Genomic DNA, 18860 nt, shown 5'->3' with positions numbered 1-18860 from the left:
TTCCTAGTGGGGGATCATCCCTGCCAGCACATAGGCTTGCAGCGTGGTGATCACCCCCACCACCGTCGCGAACAACAGGCTATGCTTGAGCGTGAAGCGGAACAGTTCCGACTCCTTGCCCACCAGGCCCGTCGCCGCGCACGCCACCGCGATCGACTGCGGCGAAATCATCTTGCCCGTCACACCACCGGTCGTATTGGCCGACACCAGCAGCGTATCCGACACGCCGATCTGGTGCGCCGTCGTGTTCTGCAGGGAGCAGAACAGGGCGTTGGACGACGTGTCCGAACCGGTCAGGAACACACCCAGCCAGCCCAGGAACGGCGAGAAGAACGGGAACGCGGCGCCCGTGCCGGCCAGCACCAGGGCCAGCGTGGACGACATGCCCGAGTAGTTGGCCACGAAGGCGAACGCCAGCACCAGGCCGATCGACAGGATGGGGCGGCGCAGTTCCAGCACCGTCTGGCCGAAGGCGGCGACGGCGTCGCGCGGCTTCATGCGCAGCAGCACGGCCGAGATGATGGCCGTCAGCAGGATGGCCGTGCCCACGGCCGACAACAGGTCCAGCTTGAACAGCGCTTCATACGCCTTGGGCGCCGTCACGATAGGCGTGGTCTTGATCACCAGCTGGTCCAGGAATGGCACGTGGACCTTGATGATGGTGGACGCCAGCGCGCCCTTGGGGCCGAACATGGCCTTGAACTGCGGCAGGCTCCACACGGTCACGATGGCCGTCAGGATCAGGAACGGGGCCCAGGCACGCACGGTCTGGCCCATGGTGTATGGCGAGGCGGTACGGCTGGTCTGTTTGACGCCGCCCGTGGCCACGCCACCAAAGCCGGTCATCGCGGCGGCGCCGCCGCCCACGCGCACGGTGGCCTTGGCGCTGGCTGGCTGCCATACTTTCAGGAACACGGTCAGCGAAATCAGGCACACCAGGGCCGAGGTGATATCGGGCAGTTCAGGGCCGATGAAGTTGGAGGTGAAGTACTGGGTGAAGGCGAAGCTGCCGCCCGTGACCAGCGCGGCCGGCCACACTTCGCGGATGCCGCGCACGCCGTCCATCATGAACACCAGCCAGAATGGCACCAGCAGCGACAGCAGCGGCAGCTGGCGGCCGGCCATGGCGCCGATCAGCATCGGGTCGATGCCCGTCACCTGGCCGGCCACGATGATGGGGATACCCATGGCGCCGAAGGCCACCGGCGCCGTGTTGGCGATCAGGCACATGCCGGCCGCGTACAGCGGGTTGAAGCCCAGGCCCACCAGCAGCGCGGCCGTGATGGCCACCGGCGCGCCGAAGCCGGCCGCCCCTTCCAGGAAGGCGCCGAAGGCGAAGCCGATCAGCAGCATCTGCAGGCGCTGGTCGTCCGTGATGGACAGCACCGAGGCGCGGATGATGTCGAGCTGGCCCGTCTTGTCGACGATCTTGTAAAGGAACACGGCCGTGATGATGATCCACGCCACCGGCCACAGGCCGTAGGCGAAGCCGAAGCCGGCGGCGGCCAGTGCCTGCTGCACCGGCATACCGTAGGCGAAAATGGCGACGGCCAGCGCCAGCAACAGCGTGACGGCGGCCGCGATATGGCCCTTGATGCGCAGAACAGCCAGCGCGACAAAGAAGAAAATGATGGGGACCGCGGCGACCAGGGCCGACAGGCCCAAGCTGCCTAGCGGCGTGTAGATCTGATTCCAGGCTTGCATGGTGACTCCTCCAAGGTGGTACTCGTTAAAATCTTTTTATGGGTGCTGCGCTGGTGGCCGGCCGTTTCATGCCTTTGCATGCCGGCCCTTGCTGCCCTGCCCTGCTCTGTTCTGCCCTACTCCGGCTGGCCCTTCGCCTTCAACAAATCGGCCAGGCTGCGCGGGGCCGGCTTGAGCGGGGCGCGGTGCTGGGTCCAGCCCATCTGCTGCGCCGGCGTGAACGCCCGCAAGCGCGTGGCGGCCCAGCGGAAGGCGCGGTAGGCCGTGGGGCTGGCGTAAGCGCCGCTCCAGAAGCGCCACACCATCTTGTCGGTGCGGCTGTACTGGGCGCCCTGGCCGCGCAGCGGGTTGTCCACCTGCTGTGCCGGATCGCGGTTCGCTTCCGTGCGCAGCCGGATCAGCAGCTGCGGAATGGGGATGCGCACCGGGCACACTTCGCCGCAGGCGCCGCACAGGCTGGACGCCGTGGCCAGGTCGGCCGTCGCCTCCAGGCCCAGCAGGTGGGGCGAGATGATCTTGCCGATCGGGCCCGGATAGGTGGTGCCGTAGGCGTGGCCGCCCACGCGCGCATACACGGGGCAGTGGTTCATGCAGGCGCCGCAGCGGATGCATTGCAGGGTGGCGCGCAGTTGTTCGTCCGCGTAAGCCTGGGTGCGGCCGTTGTCGAGCAGGACCAGGTGCACGGCGCGCGGGCCGTCCATTTCGCCGGGCCGGCGCGGGCCGGAAATCAAGTTGAAGTAGGTGGTGATGGCCTGGCCCGTGGCCGAGCGCGTGAGCAGGCTGGCCAGCGGCACGATGTGCTCCAGCTTGGCCACCACTTTTTCCATGCCCATGATGGCGATGTGCACGTCCGGCACCGTGGTGCTCAGGCGGCCGTTGCCCTCGTTCTCCACCAGCCACAGGGTGCCCGTGTCGGCCGCCGCGAAGTTCACGCCGGACAGGCCGATGTCGGCCTCCACGAAGGCCTGGCGCATGGCGCGCCGGCCGGTCTGGATCAACTGGTCCACGTCCTCGGTGTACGGCGTGCCGGGGATGTGCTGCTCGAACAGGGTGGCGATATCGGCCTTGGTCTTGTGCACGGCCGGCATGACGATGTGGGACGGCTTCTCGCCGGCCAGCTGGACGATGTATTCGCCCATGTCCGACTCCAGGCAGTTCACGCCCCGCTCTTCGAGGTAGTGATTGAGCTCGATCTCCTCGCTCGCCATCGACTTGCCCTTGATGACGCGCTTTGCCTGGTGCGACTGGGCGATGCGGTGGATGATGGCGTTGGCCTCGTCGGCCGTGGCGGCCCAGTGCACCTGCACGCCGGCCGCCGTCAATTTATCCTCCAGCTGCACCAGCAGGTCAGGCAGCCTGGCCAGCGCGTGCTGGCGGATCGCCTCGCCCAGGTCGCGCAGGTGCTCCAGCTCGTCGCCGTCGGGGAACTGGACGCTGCGCTTGGTCTGCAGGAAGTCCATGGCGCCGCGGAAGCTCTTGCGCAGCTTGGGGTCGTCCAGCGCGGCGCGCGCGCGGGCGCGGAAGTCGGCCGACGGCATGAATTGCAGTGGGGCGGTGGTGCTCATGGCTTTTTACTCCTGCGCGGGGCGGTCGGTGACGATGATGACCCACATCCAGCGCGGACCGTGGGCGCCGTAGGCCAGCGTCTGCTGGATGTCGGAAGTCTTGGACGGGCCGGAGGCCAGCACCACGTTGGTGGGCATGCCGTCGCCCCAGCGCTCGGCCTGGGCTGCCGCCTGCAGGTCCACGTGCAGCGTGTCCGCATACACCAGCGCCACGTGCAGCGGCGGCACCAGCGACACGGTGCGCGGCGTGCCGGCGTCCGGCGCCAGCACCAGCGTGCCGGTGGCGGCGATGCCGGAGCGGGCCACGGTGAAACCGGCGTCCACGCTGTCGAACAACTCGGCCTTCCACGCTTCCAGCGGGCGCGCGAACGGCAGCGCCTCCACGGCGGCCGGCAAGGATCGCTTCAAGGCCGCGCCTTCGGCGGCGGCCGGGTCCAGCAGCAACCGCCGCACGCCCTGGGTGGCCAGGCGGCTGGCCAGTTGGGCCGGCCATTCGGCGCTGGTGGCGCACCACACGTCGGCGTGGGACGCCGTCATCGCGGCCTGCATGGCGGCCACGCGTTCGGCCTGGGTTTGTCCGGCGCGGCGCTGTTCATAATGGGCGCGGATGCGTTGATCGAGTTCGTCGGCGTGCAGCTGCGCGGTGGCGGGAGCGGCCGCCCGCAGGCGGCCCAGCATCAGTTCGCGGGCGTTCATGGTGCTCATGGGGGACTCCTCAGGATTGTTTCTGCGTCGGTTCCGACGTCGCCGCCTGGTCGCCGCCGGTGCGGCGCCACAGGAAGCTGGCCAGGTGTTCGACCGGCAGCGGCGCGTCCATATGGCGGGCGGCGTGGCCGATGTTGAGCAGGCAGCCGCAGTCGGCCGACACCAGCCGGTCGCAGCCGGTGGCGCAGGCGGCTGCCACCTTGTCGCGCACCATGGCGCCGGAAATGTCGGGATGCTTGAGCGAGAAGGTGCCGCCGAAACCGCAGCACTCCGACTCGTGTTCATGTTCGGCGCGGGTCACGCCGGGCAGCGCGTCCACCATGGCCACGCCGTGGGCGCGGGTGCCCATCTCGCGGCGCGCGCCGCAGGAGGTATGGAGCACCACGCGCTCCGGCGCCTGGCCTGCCGGGGCCTGGTCCGGAATGGACAGCTTCAGCACCAGCAGCAGGAATTCGGTCAGTTCGTAGACGCGGTTGGACAGGTCCAGCGCCTTGGCGTGGGCCACCGGGTCGTCCTCGAACAGGGCCGGCCAGTGGTGGCGCATCATGCCGGCGCAGGAACCGGACGGCACGATCACGGGCCAGGGCTGGGCGAACAGGTCGAGCTGGGCCAGCGCCACGGCGCGCGCCTGTTCCGGGTTGCCGCTGCTGTAGGCGGGCTGGCCGCAGCAGCTCTGGCCACGGGGGAAGTGGACGGTCAAACCTTCGCGTTCAAGGAGGCGCACCGCATCGAGCCCGGCTTCGGGCATGAACAGGTCGATCACGCAGGTGCCGAACAGGTACACCTGCTCCGGTTTGGCGGGGTAGTCGCGGTCCTTCATGATGTCTCCTCGTTGGCGGCGCGGTTTGCGGTTTGGTTTTATAGCGCCCATAATCCCAGCGACGGCGGGGTCGCACAAATTGGTTGGGCCAGTGCCTGTTTTACGTGCAGAGGAGGCAAACATGCGGGAAAAGCAAACCGGCGGACGGGTGGAAACGGTGCTGCGCAAGCTGGAACAGGCGCTGCTCGACGGCAGCCTGCCGGCCAACGCGCGCCTGCCGGCCGAGCGCGTGCTGGCAGAGCGCTACGACGTGTCGCGCAACACGATACGGGAAGCCATCCAGCGCCTGAGCGCGCGGGGGCTGGTGCGCAGCCGGCCCGGGGCCGGGGTCTATGTGACGGACCAGCTGCGCACGGGCATGTCGTCCTCGCCGTGGGGTCAGCTGGTGGCCGACCATCCGGCCGTGCGCGACGACATCCTGGAATTTCGCCGGGTGCTGGAGGGCGCCACCGCCTATTTCGCCGCCCTGCGGGCCGACCCGGAGGAGCGGGCCCGCATCGCCGAGCTGATGGCGCAGCTGGAGCAGGCCCGCGCCGTGGACGACAAGGTGGCCGAGGCGGCCGTGGACGCGCAACTGCACGAGCAGATCGCGCTGGCCTCGCACAACTCCATGTTCCTGCATTTGCACACCAGCATCATCAGCATGCTGCGCGAGCACATCACGCTCAACGGCACGGGCCTGCGCGAGATCAGCCCGGCCACCTCGGACCAGCTGCTGCAACAGCACCGCAGCGTGTGCCTGGCCATCTGCGCCAGCCAGCCGGAGGAAGCCCGCACGGCCATGCAGACCCATATCGACTTTGTGCGCGTGCACGTGGCGCAGGGGGCGATCTGAGGGGCGAAATTGGTCGGACCAGCGGCCCGCGAGGCGGCTGGGGCGGCGGCCGCTGACGCGCCGTTACAACAAAATTTTTTACGCCGGATTTGATGCGGCGTGGGTCCGGCTCAGGCCCGCAGCATGTGCCGGTACTGGCTGGGGGTGACGCCCACCGTGGCCTTGAACTGGCGCGTAAAGGCGCTGTGGTCGCCGTAGCCGCAGGCCTGGGCGATGTCGGCCACGCTGTCCGGACCGGCCAGCAGGCGCGAGGCGGCGTCGAGCCGGGTCTTGATGATCATCTGGCGCGGCGTCAGGTGGAAGATGCGTAAAAAATAACGTTCGATCTGGGCCACCGACATGTGGGCCGTGCGCGCCAGCGCCGGCAGGTGCAGCGGCTGGTCGTAATGCTCGTGGATCAGGCGCACGGCCTCGGCCACCTTGCCGTAGGCGGGATTCTTCTGGTCGGCCATGGCCAAGTCGCGTGACACCCCCGTCAGGCCGACGATGGCGCCGTCTGCGTCACGCAGCGCCGTCTTGCGGGTCAGGCACCAGCCGGGATCGCGCGTGGGGTACAGGTGCAGCTCCAGCTGGTCCTCGATCTGGCCGCCGCCGGCCAGCACCGCCAAGTCCTGGGCCAGGTAGGTCTGGCCGAACGGATGGGCGAACACCTCGGCCGGGGTGCGTCCGATCAGCGCCGCCTTGTGCTTCACGCCGCAGCGCTGGACCAGCGTCTGGTTGACCACCACGTAGCGGCCCGCCGCGTCCTTGACGAAGAACACCACGTCCGGCAGCGCATCGAACAGCGGTTCGGCGAAGAACACGTCGGCGATGCGCGCGCCCAGCGCTGCCCGCATGCCATCGTCCGCGCCGTGCGCGACTACTCCCGCCTGCGCTCCCTGTACTCCGTTCATCCACCGCCTCCCGCGCCGCTGCCCATATCGCTTCCTGCACTGCTTCCCCCGCCGCTCCCCATGCGGCCCAGCCCCGATTGTCGCACAGGCGCACGCCCGGCGCCGGCCGGATAATTGTGCAGATTTCGTCATCTCCGATGCGCAGCTTGTGCAAGACAGGCGCGCGCCCCGGGCATAAGATTCTGTCCATGAAAACCATCTCCATCATCGATTCCCACACGGGCGGCGAACCGACCCGGCTGGTGACGGCCGGCGGCCCCGAACTGGGCGGCGGCCCGCTCAGCGAGCGGCTCGCCATCCTGCGCCGCGAGCACGACAACTTCCGTTCCGCCGTCGTCTGCGAACCGCGCGGCTCGGACGTGCTGGTGGGCGCGCTGCTGTGCGCGCCGCACGCCCCCGATTGTGCGGCGGGCGTCATCTTCTTCAACAATGTCGGCTACCTCGGCATGTGCGGCCACGGCACCATCGGGCTGGTGGCATCGCTGGCCTACATGGGCCGCATCGGCGCCGGCCGCCACCGCATCGACACGCCCGTCGGCGTGGTGGAGGCGCAGTTGCATGAAGACGGCAGCGTCACCGTCGACAACGTGCCGGCCTACCGCAGCCGCCACGCCGTGACGGTCGAAGTGCCCGGTCACGGCCCCGTGACGGGCGACGTGGCCTGGGGCGGCAACTGGTTCTTCCTGGTGGCCGACCACGGCCAGTCACTGCGCGTGGACAACGTGGACCAGTTGACGGCCTACACCGTGGCCGTGCGCGCCGCGCTGGCGCAAGCCGGCGTGACGGGCGACGACGGCGCCGAGATCGACCACATCGAACTGTTCGCGCCATCGCGCGCCGGCGCCGACAGCCAGAACTTTGTGCTCTGCCCCGGCAAGGCCTACGACCGCTCGCCCTGCGGCACCGGCACCAGCGCCAAGCTGGCCTGCCTGGCGGCCGATGGCAAGCTGGCCGAAGGCGCGCTGTGGCGCCAGGAGAGCATCGTCGGCAGCGTGTTCGAAGGCAGCTATCGCCGCTCGGCGGATGGCCGCGTGCTGCCCAGCATCCGGGGCCAGGCCTGGGTCAACGCCCAGTCCACCCTGATCCTCGATCCCAGCGATCCGCTGGTGTGGGGCATCCGCTGATGTCCACCCCGTCCTGCGCAACGGCCATCGTGATCGGCGCCGGCATCGTCGGCGCGGCCTGCGCCGACGCGCTGGCCGCCCGTGGCCTGCGCGTGACGGTGATCGAGCAGGACGCCATCGGCAGCGGCGCCACCGCCGCCGGCATGGGCCACCTGGTGGTCATGGACGACAACGAGGCCGAACTGGCGCTCACGGCATGGTCGCTGGCGCTGTGGAAGGAACTGGCCGCCGGCCAGCCGCAACGCCACGAATACAGCAACTGCGGCACCATCTGGATCGCGGCCGACGAGGAGGAACTGGCCGCCGCGCGCGCCAAGGCGCACACGCTGGCCAGCCATGGCGTGGCCTGCGACCTGCTGGACCCGGCCGCCCTCTACGCCCGCGAACCCGAACTGCGCCCCGGCCTGGCCGGCGGCCTGCTGGTGGCCGGCGATGGCCTGGTCTATCCGCCCAAGAGCGCCCGCATCCTGCTCGACCGCGCCCGCGCCAATGGCGCAACGCTGGTGGCCGGCGCCGTGGTGCGCATCGAGGACAACGGCGTGCTGCTGGCCGATGGCAGCCGCCACCAGGCCGACATCGTGGTGCTGGCGGCCGGATCGCGCTCCACCACGCTGCTGCCGGAACTGCCGGTGCAGCCCAAGAAAGGCCATGTGGCCGTGACCGACCGCTACCCCGGCTTCATCCGCCACCAGCTGGTGGAACTCGGCTATATCAAGAGCGCCCACGCCGCCAGCGGCGAATCGGTGGCGTTCAACCTGCAACCCCGTCCAACAGGACAAATCCTGATCGGCTCCTCGCGCCAGTTCGACACCATCGACCTGGCCGTGGAACCACGCATGATGCGGCGTATGCTGCGCCATGCCGCCAGCTTTACCCCCGGGCTGGCCCAACTGAATCTGCTGCGCTGCTGGACCGGCCTGCGCGCCGCCAGCAGCGACGGCTTACCCCTGATCGGGCCTGACGAAGCGCGGCGCGGCCTGTGGCTGGCCACCGGCCACGAAGGGCTGGGCATCACCACCTCGCTGGCCACGGCGCAACTGCTGGCCGACCAGATCACCGGCGCGCGCAGCGCCATTCCCTGCCAACCCTACCTGCCCAGCCGCTTCAAGCGGCCCGCCCGCGCCCATGCATGACGCCAGCTCCCGCCCCCACAATGGCGCCAGCACCGACAATGGCGCCAGCGCCAGTGCCAGCGGCGGCGCCATCACGCTCACCATCGACGGCCAGCCCGTCAGCGTGGCGCCCGGCACCAGCGTGGCGGCTGCGGTGGCCATGGCCGGCAGCATGGTCACGCGCCGCTCCGTCAGCGGCATGGCGCGCGCGCCCCTGTGCGGCATGGGCATCTGCCAGGAATGCCGGGTGACGATAGACGGCCGTCCGCACCAGCTGTCATGCCAGACCCCGTGCGCGCCCGGCATGCAGGTGCGCACCGCGCGCGACGGAGTGCAACCATGAAGCGCGCCTTCGACGTGTTGGTGATCGGCGCCGGCCCGGCCGGCCTGGCGGCGGCGCACGCGGCAGCGGCCCACGGCATCAGCGTGGGCGTGGTGGACGATAACCCGCAGGCGGGCGGACAGATCTGGCGCGGCGGCCCCGCGCAGCAGGCGGACGCACGCGCGCGCGACCTGTGGCATACGCTGGCCAACGCCCCCAATGTCACCTTGCTGCACCAGTGCCGCGTGGTCTGTCCGCTGGACGGCAAGCTGCTGCTGGCGCAAACGCCCGCCGGCGCCATCGAACTACGCTACGAAAAACTGGTCATCGCCACCGGCGCGCGCGAACTGCTGCTGCCCTTCCCCGGCTGGACCCTGCCGGGCGTGACGGGTGCGGGCGGCTTGCAGGCGCTGGCCAAGGGCGGCTATCCGGTGGCCGGCAAGCGCGTAATCGTGGCCGGCTCCGGCCCGCTGCTGCTGGCTTCCGCCGCCACGCTGCAACAACAAGGCGCGCAGATTGCCGCCATCATCGAACAAGCGGCGTGGCCACGCCTGGCCCGGTTCGCGCTGGGCCTGCTGGCCACGCCGTCCAAGGTCACACAGGCGCTGCAACTGGCTTGCCGGTTGCGCGATGTGCCCTATCTGCGCGACAGCTACGTGCTGTCCGCGCACGGCGGCGACACGCTGCAATCGGTCCGGTTGCAGCGCGGCGGCCGCACCGAACAATGGGACTGCGACTTGCTGGCCTGCGGCTACGGACTGCTGCCCAACGTGGAACTGGCGCTGGCCCTGGGCTGCGCCGTGGATGGCCAGGGCATGGAACCGCCCACCGTGCAAGTGGACCCGTGGCAGCGCACCAGCGTGCCGGATGTGCTGTGCGCCGGCGAAGGCACGGGCGTGGGCGGCGTGGACCTGGCGCTGGCCGAAGGCCGCATCGCCGGCCTGGCCGCCGCCGGCCACACGCGCGAGGCGCCGGCGCTGTTCGCCGAACGGGCCCGCTGGCGCAAATTCGCCGCGCGCCTGGCGCGCGCCTTCGCGCCACGTCCCGAGCTGGCCCGGCTGGCCGACGACGACACCGTCGTGTGCCGCTGCGAAGACGTGCGGCACGGCGAATTGAGACCACACACCAGCTGGCGCAGCGCCAAGCTGCATACGCGCTGCGGCATGGGCCCGTGCCAGGGCCGCGTGTGCGGCGGCGCCACGGGCCTGCTGTATGGCTGGCGGCCGGACGCGGTACGCGTGCCCTTGTCGCCGGCCCGGATCAGCAGCTTCATCGAAGAATAAAGGGACACGTCGTCCGTTTTTAACCAAGGAGATCAGCATGGCCGCAGCAAAATGGGAAGGGGTATTCCCCGCCGTCACCACCAAGTTCAAACCGAACGAGGACCTGGACCACGCCGCAATGGAGCGCCACTTCGCGTTCCAGATCGACAGCGGCGTGAACGCCCTGCTTACCTGCGGCTCGCTGGGCGAGGCCAGCACGCTGTCGTTCGAGGAAAAGCTGGACGTAACCCGCACCGCGCTGCGGGTGGCCGACGGTCGCGTACCGGTACTGGTCAACGTGAGCGAAACGCGCACGCTGACGGCCTGCCGCTTCGCAGAACAGGCGCATGCGCTGGGCGTGCAGGGACTGATGGTGATGCCGTCCGTGCTGTACGCGGCCGACGCGCGCGAGGCGCGCGACAACCTGCGCACCATCTCCCAGGCGGCCCAGCTACCCATCATGGTCTACAACAATCCCGTGTCGTACAAGGTGGACCTGACGCCGGACGACTTCAAGGAACTGGCCGACTGCGAATGGATCGTGGCGATCAAGGAATCGACCGACAACGTGCGCCGCATCACCGACCTGCGCAACGCCGTCGGCCACCGCTACCAGTTGTTCATGGGTGTGGACGACCTGTCGTTCGAGGGCCTGGCGGTGGGTGCGGACGGCCTGCTGGCCGGCCTGGTGGTGGCGTTCCCGAAAGAGACGGTGGCCCTGTACAAGCTGATGAAGGCCAAGCGCTGGGATGAGGCGCTGACCCTGTACCAGTGGTTCATGCCGCTGATGCACCTGGACGTGTCGAACAAGCTGGTGCAGAACCTCAAGCTGGTGGAGACGCTGGCCGGCGTGGGCAACGAGAACGTGCGCCGCCCGCGCCAGCCGCTGCAAGGGGCCGAACGCGAGCGCGTGACGGCCATCGTGCAACGCGCGCTGGCCAACCGGCCCGACGTCAGCGCCCTGTTCTGACCGGATGGGCCGGCGCCGTTACCGTTCTCAGGCCTTGGTGCTGACGACGTTGCCGGAACTGGCCGCCCCCTGCAAATTCTGCGACAGCGACTGCAGGAATTGCGACAGCGTTGCGCCGGAGCCGGAGCCGGACTGGCCGTTGGCGGCGAGCAGGTTGTCGAAACTGGTCTGCAGGTCGCTCAGCGCCTGCGAGCCGCCACTGCCGGACGTGCCCGGGGTGGACGAGGAGGACGTGGAGGACGACAGCTGCTGCGCGAGGCTTTGCAGGCCGGCCGCCAGCCGGCCGCCACCGCCGCCGTGGTGGTGATGTTCCCCGCCTTGCCCGGTGCCCGGTGCGTTGCCCGTGCCGGCCGATTGCGCGTGCAAAGCCGCGAACAGGCTTTGGGCGAATGCCGACTCGGCCTGCTTGATGTCGCTGCTGGAGCCGGCGGTCCCGGCGGCGCTGGTGGTTCCCGTCGCATCCGTGGCGCTCGTGCCGCTGGTGGACGAAGTGCCGCCCAGTTGCGACAGCGCCTGCGCGATCGCGTTGGCGATGCGGCCGCCGCCCACGCCGCCGCCCACACCACGGCTCCTGCCGGTGCTGCCGTCGTTATCGCCGTCGCTGTCCTGGCCACGCGGCGCCACGGCGCCGGTGCTGGAAAATTGGGTGTAGCTGGCCGCCACACTGCCGCTTACGCTATCGATTGCCATGCCGTTCTCCTCGCAAAATGGGTGGTGTAGTGTGATTAACGGCGCAGTTTCCCATTTCCGTTGGGTGGCAACGGACTGATTTGTAACGCACTGTGTTGCATGTAACGCACGCGGCGGCGCCGGCCGTCCGGCATGGCCGCCGTTACGTTCGCTTACAACTTCATGGCGGCGGCGCCTCGATGCGGGCCAGCGCGTCCGCGATCGGCGCGGCCGCCAGCGGCCGCACCAGCCGCTCCACCTCCTGGCCGTCGCGCAGGAAGATCAGGGTGGGCCACAGCTTGACCCGGAACGAGCGGCCCAGCGGCCGGCCCGGTCCATCCTCGACCTTGATATGCGTCACCGCGCCATGGCCGGCAAACGCTTCCGCCAGTGGCGGCTGTGCCGCCATGCAGTGACCGCACCAGTTGGCGCCAAATTCAAGCAATACCGCCCCTGGCAGCGCGTCGATTTCGGCCCGCGTGGGCGCATCCGTCCGATACAGTGTTTCCATTCTTCCCCCTCGCTCCGCCCCTGCATAGCCATCGCCGCAGGGTGGACACTGTTGCATAGAAAAAATATATGGTGTTTTTTTGCAATTTTCAGTGTTATTCTGAAACTGCTTGTGCTTTAATAGTAAACAGAAAAGCACATTTGCGTTTCACATTTGCAGCGGGCCATGCAAGCCATGCGGAGCTGGCCCCGCAATCAGGAGTTAACATGAAGATCCACCTGCCCATCCTGCTCGCCACGTTGCTGACTGGCGCTGGCGGCGCCGCACAGGCGGCCGCCGTGCCGGTGGTGACGATCGCCCCCCCACAATGCCACGTGGCTGCCCTGACGACCGTGCCATGCCGCGTCAGCAGCCTGTCGCCGGCGGCCAGCCATCCCGGCGACGCGCCCGATGCCGCGTTCCAGCAGCCCGGCGACGACCTGCAGGCGCTGGACGACTACGCCCCCACGCCCGCCTCGGTGCACACCCCGGCCACCGACGCCGCCCCCGTCCCCGAGCCCGCGCAGTTCCTGATGCTGCTGGCCGGCGTGATCCTGCTCGGACTGAGTTCGACCCGCCAGGAAAAGTACGACAAATTCTCTGACTGAGAACCCAGCCAGCACATCGCATCCCGCCTCGCGCGGGATTTTTTTTGGGCGGGCGAAGCCGCCGGTTGCTAGAGGCCGCAGACGGAGTGGATGTTGGTCAGCGAGACGCCATGCCAGATGGCCCGGCCCATGCAGCTGAGCTTCTGGACGCCGTCTTCCGTGGCGGCCGTGGCGAAGATGGCCAGCGCCAGCACGACGCCAACGAGGATCAGGATGCCTTTGATCAGGTCTTTGTTCATGGAGCGGGCCAGGCCAGGTGGTTGAGGGAGGCCATTCTAGCGTGTGCCCGCAGGCGCGCGCAATGGCCGCCGCCACCGTCCGGTCAAGCGTGCAACTGGCCGTCCGGATGGGCCGGCGCGGCCGGATGGGCCTCGTCCACCGGCGTGACCATCGGGATGCGCAGCACGAAGCTGGCGCCGTGGCCCAGCGTGCTGCTGACCGTGATGTTGCCGCCGAACTGCTTGGCGATCAGGTTGAACACGATGTTCAGGCCCAGCCCCGTGCCGCCCTGCCCGCGCCGCGTGGTGACGAAGGGGTCGAACACCTTGTCGATCATGTCCGGCGCGATGCCCTTGCCGTTGTCGACCACCTGCATCTCGATCCATTCCCCGTCCTGCACCACGTTGATGGCGATGGTGCCTTCGGCATCCGGCTCGAAGGCATGCTCCACACAGTTGAGCGTGAGGTTGGTGATGACCTGGGCCAGCGCGCCCGGATAACTGTCGAGCACAATGTCGGGCGGACAGGCGATGGTGACGTGGATGTGGGTCTTCTTGAGCTTGGGCTGCAGGCTGGCCACCACTTCCGTGATGTAGTCGCGCAGCTCGAAGCGGCGCCGCGCCTCGCTCACCTGGTCCACCGCGATCTGCTTGAAGCTGTGGATCAGGTGCGCGGCGCGGTAGGCGTTGTTCATGATCAGGCGCGTGCTCTCGCCGGCCGTCTCCACGTAGCGCATGATGTCGGACTTCTTGATGTTGCCGCCCTCGATGGCCTGGTGCACCTTCTCGGTGGCCTCCAGCAGCACCGAGGCGCTGGTGAGCGCGATGCCGACCGGCGTGTTGATCTCGTGCGCGACGCCGGCCACCAGGCCGCCCAGCGACGCCAGCCGCTCGGCCTGCAGCAGCGATTCCTGGGTGCGCCGCAGGTCGTCGAGCGCCCGTGCCGTTTCCTGCGCCGACTTGCGGGCCTCGTCCTCGGCCTCGCGGATGCGGGCGATAATGGATTTCACGCGGCGCTGGATGGCGTTGAAGCCACGGATCACTTCACCCAGTTCGTCGTGGCGGTTGTCGGCCAGTTCCTCCACCTCGTCGCTGCCGCGCGTGGCCAGGTCGAACAGACCGTCGCGCAGCTGCTTGAGCGGTTCGAACACGATGCGCAGCGACAGCGCCAGCGCCGCCACCAGGATCAGGTCCAGCAGCAGCACTTCCGTCACCTTGCGCCGCACTTCGGCCGCCAGCGTGGCGTCGATCTGGGCCCGGCTGAAGTTGACCACCACCCGCCCCACGATGACGGGCTTGAGCGAAGCGCCGGCCGCGCCCGAATCGCGGTAGGCCAGGTCGGCCACCACGGGTGCGCCGCCAACGGGCGCGTCGTTTTCGATCGAAACCACACCGCCGCCGTCGTTGCGCAGCTTGCCCGAGAACAGGCCGACCGAGGTGTCGTAGACGCGGATCGCCACCAGTTCCGGCGGCAGCATCTCAGCCGCCACGATGTTGTCGACCTTGGCCTTGTCCAGGTCCCACAGCGCCGATGGCAGGCTGGTCTGCAAGCGCGTCAGCACGCCCTGACGCAGGCGCTGGTTGCTCACTTCCAGTTCATGACCAAGGCTGTATTGGGCATAGGTGCCGGAAATCGCCAGCACCAGCGTGACGATGACCACGAACAGCGCCGTCAGCCGACCTTGGATACCAAACATCTACACACCTCCCCGGAACACCGGGCTCCGCGCGGAACGGAACCGGAAACTGGATTTGACGGCAACGCCCCAATGTACGGTATGACATGCGTCTTGGCAAGAACTGCCCGGCGCCGGTCCCGTCCAGCCCCCCGTTTGGTTCCGTTTTTGCCTCGTTTTGCACCGTTTTACCCCGGTTTTCGCGTTGCCGGCGCGCTCCTGGCGCCCGCGGCGGGCCCGGCGGGCCGGCGGGGCCGCGTCACACCGCGCGCCACGACGATGGTAAGATCAGGACTACAGAATGCCGGAGGCGCCATGACTGCCACTTACCACCACATCCCGCTGGCCCAGGCCGAACCCGGCATGGTGCTGTCGGACGAACTGCTCGATGTGCAGGGCCATGTGCTGCTGCCGCAGGGGACCGTGCTGACCGAAGCCATGCTCGACCTGATGCCGCGCCACGGCATCGCCGTGCTGCCCATCGCCACGCCGCCGGTCTCGCCGGACGAACTGGCCGCCACCCGCCAGCATTACCAGCAACGCATAGCCCACCTGTTCCGCAAGCACGATCCGGACAATGACCGCGACTGGGCCACCGGCCTGCTGCGTCATTACGTGACGGACTTCCGGTTGGGTATGGAGGACACCCCTGAATGAGCACGCCCCTGACCTACGACGACATCGTCAAGAACCTGGACGACCTGCCCTCGCTGCCGGCCGTCGTGATGGAACTGCTCAACAGCATAGACCAGGAGGAAGTCGACATCTCGGTGCTGGCCAAGAAGGTGTCGCACGACTCGGCGCTCACGGCCAAGACGCTGCGGCTGGCCAATTCCTCGCTGTATGGCCTGCAGGTCAAGGTGACGACCATCCAGCAGGCCATCACCTTCCTCGGTTTCCAGACCACGCGCAACCTGATCACGGCGGCGGCCGTCACCGGCTGCTTCGCCGAGGGCCGCTGCGAAGGCTTCGACCACAAGCGCTTCTGGCGCCATTCGATTGCCACGGCCGCCTGCGCCAAGGTGCTGGCGCGCCAGATGCGCTTCAACCAGGATTACGCGTTCACGGCCGGCCTGCTGCACGACATCGGCCGGCTGGTGCTGGTGGCCTGCTTCCCGCAGCAGTACGCGCAGGCGATCGCCCACCGCGACGCCCACGACTGCTCAATGCTGGAGGCGGAACGGGCGGTGCTGGGCATCGACCACGTGGACGCCGGCATGGCGCTGGCCGAGCACTGGAATTTTTCCGACACCATGCGGCTGGCCATCGGTGGCCACCACGACCCGGAAACGCCGGGCGCCGGCTTCCTGGCCGCCATCATCCATGTGGCCGACGCCATGGTGCATGCGCTGGACCTGGCGCAGATGCCGGACGGCCTGGTGCCGCCGGTGTCGACCGTGGCCTGGACGGCGCTGGCCCTGAATGAGGAAACGTGCTTGCAGCTGTTCCGCGAGACGGAGCTGCAGTTCGGCGAAATCGCGATGGTGCTGCTGTCCTGACCCGCGCAGGCCCGGTCCGCCGGGTGGCGGCGTGCGCGCGTTGGACGCCATGAGGCGATAAGGCGCAGAGCCGGCAAGGCGCTGAGCCTGTGAGGCGATGGGCGTCGCCGTGCCGGGTCGGCGCGGCCAGCCCGCCTCAGGCCCGCCGGCGCCGGTCAGGCGCGGCAGACCGGTGCGGCGCCATCAGTGGCGCGCATAACCGCTGGCTTCGGGGCGGTCGGCGCGGTCCTCTGGCTTGGGGCGGCCCTGGGCATCGGACAAACGGTACTTGGTGCGGCGGTCGCCCATCAAGTCGCGCAGGTCGCGGATGCTCATGCCCGTCACTTCATGCATGCGGATCAGCAGCGAGGCGCCCACCGGCAAGCGGTGGTGGCGGATCTTGCTGATGACGGGCGGCGCCACTTCCAGCAGGCGCGACAATGCGGCATCGTTCTTCAGCTGCATTTTGCCCAGCAGGATGTCGAGCAAATGGTTGGGGTTGTAGCTTTCCTGGGAAGCGAGAGCGTGGTGTGCCATGATGTTCCTCGTCTGTGGTGATGATGAAATGGTGCTGCTACGAACTTAAGGCACGCTTAGCGCACCGCCAGTTCCAAAGGCCTCAGACTGCTTGCCTTTCATGCAATATCTTATGCCTAAATCCCAATGTTTCAGCCGCCCTGGGGCTGCGAAGATTGTTTGACCTCAACCATCGGCGGGAAAACTTAGCAACATGGCCATTTCATCACACAAAGCAAAATTGCGGCGCACGCAAGTCGGACGCAGGGCCAGGCCCGCCCGCGCCGATTTACGGTAAACTACGGCCTGAAGGCCCCGCGCCGCCCGGCCCGGTCCGCAACCGCGCAACACGACCACAGCACCCCATTGAAAACCAAGACCCCCGTCCAGCCGTACTACTTCATCCCCGAGCCGCTCGATAACACCCGGCTGGCCCACCTGTGCGGCCCGCTCGACGAGAACCTGCGCCAGATCTCGGCCGCGCTGGACGTCACCATCTTCCGCCGCGGCGAGAAGTTCATCGTCAGCGGCAGCAACGCCGAACGGGCGGTGCAGATCCTGGAACAGTTCTACGCCGTGGCCAACAAGGTGGTGCCGATCGAGGAAGTGCAACTGGCGCTGGTAGAGCAACGGGCCGGCTTGGCCGGCGTGGTGGAGGAACACCCGGAAGCACCGTTCGTGGAACCGGACATCGCCAGCCCCGTGCTCAAGACCCGCCGCAGCGACCTGCGCGGGCGCACGCCGCACCAGATCCGCTACCTGCGCAACGTGCTTGAACACGACATCAGCTTCGGCATCGGCCCGGCCGGCACCGGCAAGACCTACCTGGCCGTGGCCTGCGCGGTGGACGCGCTCGAACGCGACGCCGTCAAGCGCATCATCCTGACCCGTCCGGCCGTGGAAGCGGGCGAGCGGCTGGGCTTCCTGCCGGGCGACCTGGCGCAGAAGGTCGATCCCTACCTGCGCCCGCTGTACGACGCGCTGTACGACCTGCTGGGTTTTGACCGCACGCAAAAGATGTTCGAGAAACAGGTGATCGAGATCGCCCCGCTGGCCTACATGCGCGGCCGCACCCTCAACCACGCGTTCGTGATCCTGGACGAGGCCCAGAACACGACGGTGGAACAGATGAAGATGTTCCTGACCCGCATCGGCTTCGGCAGCAAGGCCGTGGTCACGGGCGACGTGACCCAGGTCGACCTGCACAAGACCATGAAGAGCGGTCTGGTGGACGCCGTCCAGGTGCTCAAGGACGTGCGCGGCATCGCCTTCACCCAGTTCACCAGCGAGGACGTGGTGCGCCATCCACTGGTGGCGCGCATCGTCGACGCCTACGAGACGGCCCACGCGCACCACGCCGAAATCGCCCCTTTACTCAAAGCCACCGCCATTAAAAATGTCCGAAAAAAATAAACTGAGCCTGTCGGTGCAATATCCCGATCCCCGTCTGCAAGAAAGCATCACCCGTCCCAAAGTGCGGCGCTGGGTCCAGGCCGCGCTGCTGGCGCCGGCCGAACTGACCATCCGCTTCGTCGATGCCGAGGAAGGCCGCGCCCTGAACCGCGACTACCGGGGCAAGGATTACGCCACCAACGTGCTGACCTTCGCCTACAACGAGGGCGAGGAGGAATTGCCGGATGACGCGCCGACCCAGGCCGACATCATCCTGTGCACGGACGTGCTGGAGCGCGAGGCGGCCGAACAGAAGAAGACGGTGGAGCAGCACACGGCCCACCTGATCGTGCACGGCGTGCTGCACGCCCAGGGTTACGACCACCTGGACGACGAGGAAGCGGCCGAGATGGAAGGCCTGGAAACGGAGATCCTGGCCAAGCTGGGCGTGGCCGATCCCTACGCCGAATAAGCCGGCGCGGGCCGTGCCAAAATGGCAAA

The 18860-nt window shown here is 68.2% G+C and carries 21 protein-coding genes; 11 read left to right on the top strand and 10 right to left on the bottom strand.

What is annotated here, in order from left to right:
• Positions 1 to 3: 3 nt before the first annotated feature.
• The 4 genes from H3H37_RS18020 to H3H37_RS18005 all read right to left on the bottom strand — a co-directional run bounded on the left by H3H37_RS18020 (position 4) and on the right by H3H37_RS18005 (position 4794).
• A complete protein-coding gene (locus tag H3H37_RS18020; RefSeq protein ID WP_182165020.1) occupies positions 4 to 1704 on the bottom strand; it encodes a lactate permease LctP family transporter in 1701 nt (566 codons plus the stop codon).
• 116 nt (positions 1705 to 1820) lie between these two features.
• Positions 1821 to 3269, bottom strand: coding sequence for a LutB/LldF family L-lactate oxidation iron-sulfur protein (locus H3H37_RS18015; RefSeq protein WP_182165018.1), 1449 nt, complete (start codon positions 3267 to 3269; stop codon positions 1821 to 1823).
• 6 nt (positions 3270 to 3275) lie between these two features.
• Positions 3276 to 3974, bottom strand: a complete 699-nt coding sequence (locus tag H3H37_RS18010; RefSeq protein ID WP_182165016.1) for a LutC/YkgG family protein — start codon at positions 3972 to 3974, stop codon at positions 3276 to 3278.
• 10 nt (positions 3975 to 3984) lie between these two features.
• Positions 3985 to 4794 carry a (Fe-S)-binding protein gene (locus H3H37_RS18005; RefSeq protein ID WP_182165014.1) on the bottom strand — a complete coding sequence of 270 codons (810 nt, stop codon included), beginning with the start codon at positions 4792 to 4794 and terminating at the stop codon, positions 3985 to 3987.
• Between the two features lie 121 nt (positions 4795 to 4915).
• Here H3H37_RS18005 and H3H37_RS18000 point away from each other — a divergent pair, with 121 nt between their 5' ends.
• Positions 4916 to 5629 carry a FadR/GntR family transcriptional regulator gene (locus tag H3H37_RS18000; RefSeq protein WP_182165012.1) on the top strand — a complete coding sequence of 238 codons (714 nt, stop codon included), beginning with the start codon at positions 4916 to 4918 and terminating at the stop codon, positions 5627 to 5629.
• A gap of 110 nt (positions 5630 to 5739) precedes the next feature.
• On the opposite strand, the gene H3H37_RS17995 is transcribed toward H3H37_RS18000, so the two are convergent.
• Positions 5740 to 6522: an AraC family transcriptional regulator gene (locus H3H37_RS17995; protein ID WP_182165010.1), complete on the bottom strand. Its 783-nt coding sequence runs from the start codon at positions 6520 to 6522 to the stop codon at positions 5740 to 5742.
• 188 nt (positions 6523 to 6710) lie between these two features.
• Here H3H37_RS17995 and H3H37_RS17990 point away from each other — a divergent pair, with 188 nt between their 5' ends.
• Genes H3H37_RS17990 through H3H37_RS17970 form a run of 5 tightly spaced genes read left to right on the top strand, consistent with a single transcriptional unit; the run spans position 6711 to position 11312 of the window.
• A complete protein-coding gene (locus tag H3H37_RS17990; RefSeq protein ID WP_182165008.1) occupies positions 6711 to 7646 on the top strand; it encodes a 4-hydroxyproline epimerase in 936 nt (311 codons plus the stop codon).
• Positions 7646 to 8779, top strand: a complete 1134-nt coding sequence (locus tag H3H37_RS17985) for an NAD(P)/FAD-dependent oxidoreductase (protein ID WP_182165006.1) — start codon at positions 7646 to 7648, stop codon at positions 8777 to 8779. The genes H3H37_RS17990 and H3H37_RS17985 overlap by 1 nt, the downstream gene beginning before the upstream one ends.
• Positions 8772 to 9101, top strand: a complete 330-nt coding sequence (locus H3H37_RS17980; protein ID WP_182165004.1) for a (2Fe-2S)-binding protein — start codon at positions 8772 to 8774, stop codon at positions 9099 to 9101. Before H3H37_RS17985 ends, H3H37_RS17980 begins: the two co-directional genes overlap by 8 nt.
• Complete coding sequence (locus H3H37_RS17975) at positions 9098 to 10363, top strand: NAD(P)/FAD-dependent oxidoreductase (protein ID WP_182165002.1); 1266 nt, start codon at positions 9098 to 9100, stop codon at positions 10361 to 10363. The genes H3H37_RS17980 and H3H37_RS17975 overlap by 4 nt, the downstream gene beginning before the upstream one ends.
• Positions 10364 to 10400: 37 nt before the next feature.
• The gene (locus H3H37_RS17970; RefSeq protein WP_182165000.1) at positions 10401 to 11312 is read left to right on the top strand and encodes a dihydrodipicolinate synthase family protein; all 912 of its coding nucleotides are present in this window, start codon (positions 10401 to 10403) and stop codon (positions 11310 to 11312) included.
• Positions 11313 to 11339: 27 nt separating this feature from the next.
• On the opposite strand, the gene H3H37_RS17965 is transcribed toward H3H37_RS17970, so the two are convergent.
• Complete coding sequence (locus H3H37_RS17965) at positions 11340 to 12002, bottom strand: hypothetical protein (protein WP_182164998.1); 663 nt, start codon at positions 12000 to 12002, stop codon at positions 11340 to 11342.
• A 160-nt stretch (positions 12003 to 12162) separates the two neighbouring features.
• Entirely contained in the window at positions 12163 to 12492 is a 330-nt protein-coding gene (locus H3H37_RS17960) for a thioredoxin family protein (protein WP_182164996.1), read from the bottom strand.
• A 206-nt stretch (positions 12493 to 12698) separates the two neighbouring features.
• On the opposite strand from H3H37_RS17960, the gene H3H37_RS17955 reads away from it, so the two are divergent.
• Complete coding sequence (locus tag H3H37_RS17955; RefSeq protein WP_182164994.1) at positions 12699 to 13079, top strand: hypothetical protein; 381 nt, start codon at positions 12699 to 12701, stop codon at positions 13077 to 13079.
• 68 nt (positions 13080 to 13147) lie between these two features.
• Here the strand turns inward: H3H37_RS17955 and H3H37_RS17950 are convergent, their stop codons facing one another.
• Together H3H37_RS17950 and H3H37_RS17945 are read right to left on the bottom strand one after the other, a co-directional pair.
• Positions 13148 to 13318 carry a hypothetical protein gene (locus H3H37_RS17950; RefSeq protein ID WP_182164992.1) on the bottom strand — a complete coding sequence of 57 codons (171 nt, stop codon included), beginning with the start codon at positions 13316 to 13318 and terminating at the stop codon, positions 13148 to 13150.
• An 83-nt stretch (positions 13319 to 13401) separates the two neighbouring features.
• Entirely contained in the window at positions 13402 to 14994 is a 1593-nt protein-coding gene (locus tag H3H37_RS17945; protein WP_182164990.1) for a sensor histidine kinase, read from the bottom strand.
• Between the two features lie 294 nt (positions 14995 to 15288).
• Between H3H37_RS17945 and H3H37_RS17940 the strand changes: the two genes are divergently transcribed.
• Complete coding sequence (locus tag H3H37_RS17940; protein ID WP_182164988.1) at positions 15289 to 15630, top strand: hypothetical protein; 342 nt, start codon at positions 15289 to 15291, stop codon at positions 15628 to 15630.
• Complete coding sequence (locus H3H37_RS17935; protein ID WP_182164986.1) at positions 15627 to 16472, top strand: HDOD domain-containing protein; 846 nt, start codon at positions 15627 to 15629, stop codon at positions 16470 to 16472. Before H3H37_RS17940 ends, H3H37_RS17935 begins: the two co-directional genes overlap by 4 nt.
• A 183-nt stretch (positions 16473 to 16655) precedes the next feature.
• On the opposite strand, the gene H3H37_RS17930 is transcribed toward H3H37_RS17935, so the two are convergent.
• Positions 16656 to 16988 carry a hypothetical protein gene (locus H3H37_RS17930; RefSeq protein WP_182164984.1) on the bottom strand — a complete coding sequence of 111 codons (333 nt, stop codon included), beginning with the start codon at positions 16986 to 16988 and terminating at the stop codon, positions 16656 to 16658.
• 345 nt (positions 16989 to 17333) lie between these two features.
• Between H3H37_RS17930 and H3H37_RS17925 the strand changes: the two genes are divergently transcribed.
• Complete coding sequence (locus H3H37_RS17925; protein WP_182164982.1) at positions 17334 to 18380, top strand: PhoH family protein; 1047 nt, start codon at positions 17334 to 17336, stop codon at positions 18378 to 18380.
• Positions 18364 to 18831: an rRNA maturation RNase YbeY gene (ybeY, locus tag H3H37_RS17920; protein WP_182164980.1), complete on the top strand. Its 468-nt coding sequence runs from the start codon at positions 18364 to 18366 to the stop codon at positions 18829 to 18831. Before H3H37_RS17925 ends, ybeY begins: the two co-directional genes overlap by 17 nt.
• The last annotated feature ends 29 nt before the right edge of the window (positions 18832 to 18860 follow it).

The sequence above is a fragment of the Rugamonas brunnea genome (assembly GCF_014042345.1).
Taxonomy (GTDB): Bacteria; Pseudomonadota; Gammaproteobacteria; order Burkholderiales; family Burkholderiaceae_D; genus Rugamonas; species Rugamonas brunnea.
The sequence above is the reverse complement of the archived record's forward strand: the minus strand, read 5'-3'. Positions and strand labels throughout refer to the sequence as shown.

Coding starts and splice junctions, on each gene's coding strand:
- H3H37_RS18000 (WP_182165012.1), top strand. CDS start 4,916: ATGCGGGAAAAGCAAACCGGCGGACGGGTGGAAACGGTGCTGCGCAAG.
- H3H37_RS17930 (WP_182164984.1), bottom strand. CDS start 16,988: ATGGCACACCACGCTCTCGCTTCCCAGGAAAGCTACAACCCCAACCAT.
- H3H37_RS17995 (WP_182165010.1), bottom strand. CDS start 6,522: ATGAACGGAGTACAGGGAGCGCAGGCGGGAGTAGTCGCGCACGGCGCG.
- H3H37_RS17955 (WP_182164994.1), top strand. CDS start 12,699: ATGAAGATCCACCTGCCCATCCTGCTCGCCACGTTGCTGACTGGCGCT.
- H3H37_RS17985 (WP_182165006.1), top strand. CDS start 7,646: ATGTCCACCCCGTCCTGCGCAACGGCCATCGTGATCGGCGCCGGCATC.
- H3H37_RS17960 (WP_182164996.1), bottom strand. CDS start 12,492: ATGGAAACACTGTATCGGACGGATGCGCCCACGCGGGCCGAAATCGAC.
- H3H37_RS17945 (WP_182164990.1), bottom strand. CDS start 14,994: ATGTTTGGTATCCAAGGTCGGCTGACGGCGCTGTTCGTGGTCATCGTC.
- H3H37_RS18005 (WP_182165014.1), bottom strand. CDS start 4,794: ATGAAGGACCGCGACTACCCCGCCAAACCGGAGCAGGTGTACCTGTTC.
- H3H37_RS17975 (WP_182165002.1), top strand. CDS start 9,098: ATGAAGCGCGCCTTCGACGTGTTGGTGATCGGCGCCGGCCCGGCCGGC.
- H3H37_RS17950 (WP_182164992.1), bottom strand. CDS start 13,318: ATGAACAAAGACCTGATCAAAGGCATCCTGATCCTCGTTGGCGTCGTG.
- H3H37_RS17970 (WP_182165000.1), top strand. CDS start 10,401: ATGGCCGCAGCAAAATGGGAAGGGGTATTCCCCGCCGTCACCACCAAG.
- H3H37_RS18010 (WP_182165016.1), bottom strand. CDS start 3,974: ATGAGCACCATGAACGCCCGCGAACTGATGCTGGGCCGCCTGCGGGCG.
- H3H37_RS17940 (WP_182164988.1), top strand. CDS start 15,289: ATGACTGCCACTTACCACCACATCCCGCTGGCCCAGGCCGAACCCGGC.
- H3H37_RS18015 (WP_182165018.1), bottom strand. CDS start 3,269: ATGAGCACCACCGCCCCACTGCAATTCATGCCGTCGGCCGACTTCCGC.
- H3H37_RS17990 (WP_182165008.1), top strand. CDS start 6,711: ATGAAAACCATCTCCATCATCGATTCCCACACGGGCGGCGAACCGACC.
- H3H37_RS17965 (WP_182164998.1), bottom strand. CDS start 12,002: ATGGCAATCGATAGCGTAAGCGGCAGTGTGGCGGCCAGCTACACCCAA.
- H3H37_RS17980 (WP_182165004.1), top strand. CDS start 8,772: ATGCATGACGCCAGCTCCCGCCCCCACAATGGCGCCAGCACCGACAAT.
- H3H37_RS17935 (WP_182164986.1), top strand. CDS start 15,627: ATGAGCACGCCCCTGACCTACGACGACATCGTCAAGAACCTGGACGAC.
- H3H37_RS18020 (WP_182165020.1), bottom strand. CDS start 1,704: ATGCAAGCCTGGAATCAGATCTACACGCCGCTAGGCAGCTTGGGCCTG.
- ybeY (WP_182164980.1), top strand. CDS start 18,364: ATGTCCGAAAAAAATAAACTGAGCCTGTCGGTGCAATATCCCGATCCC.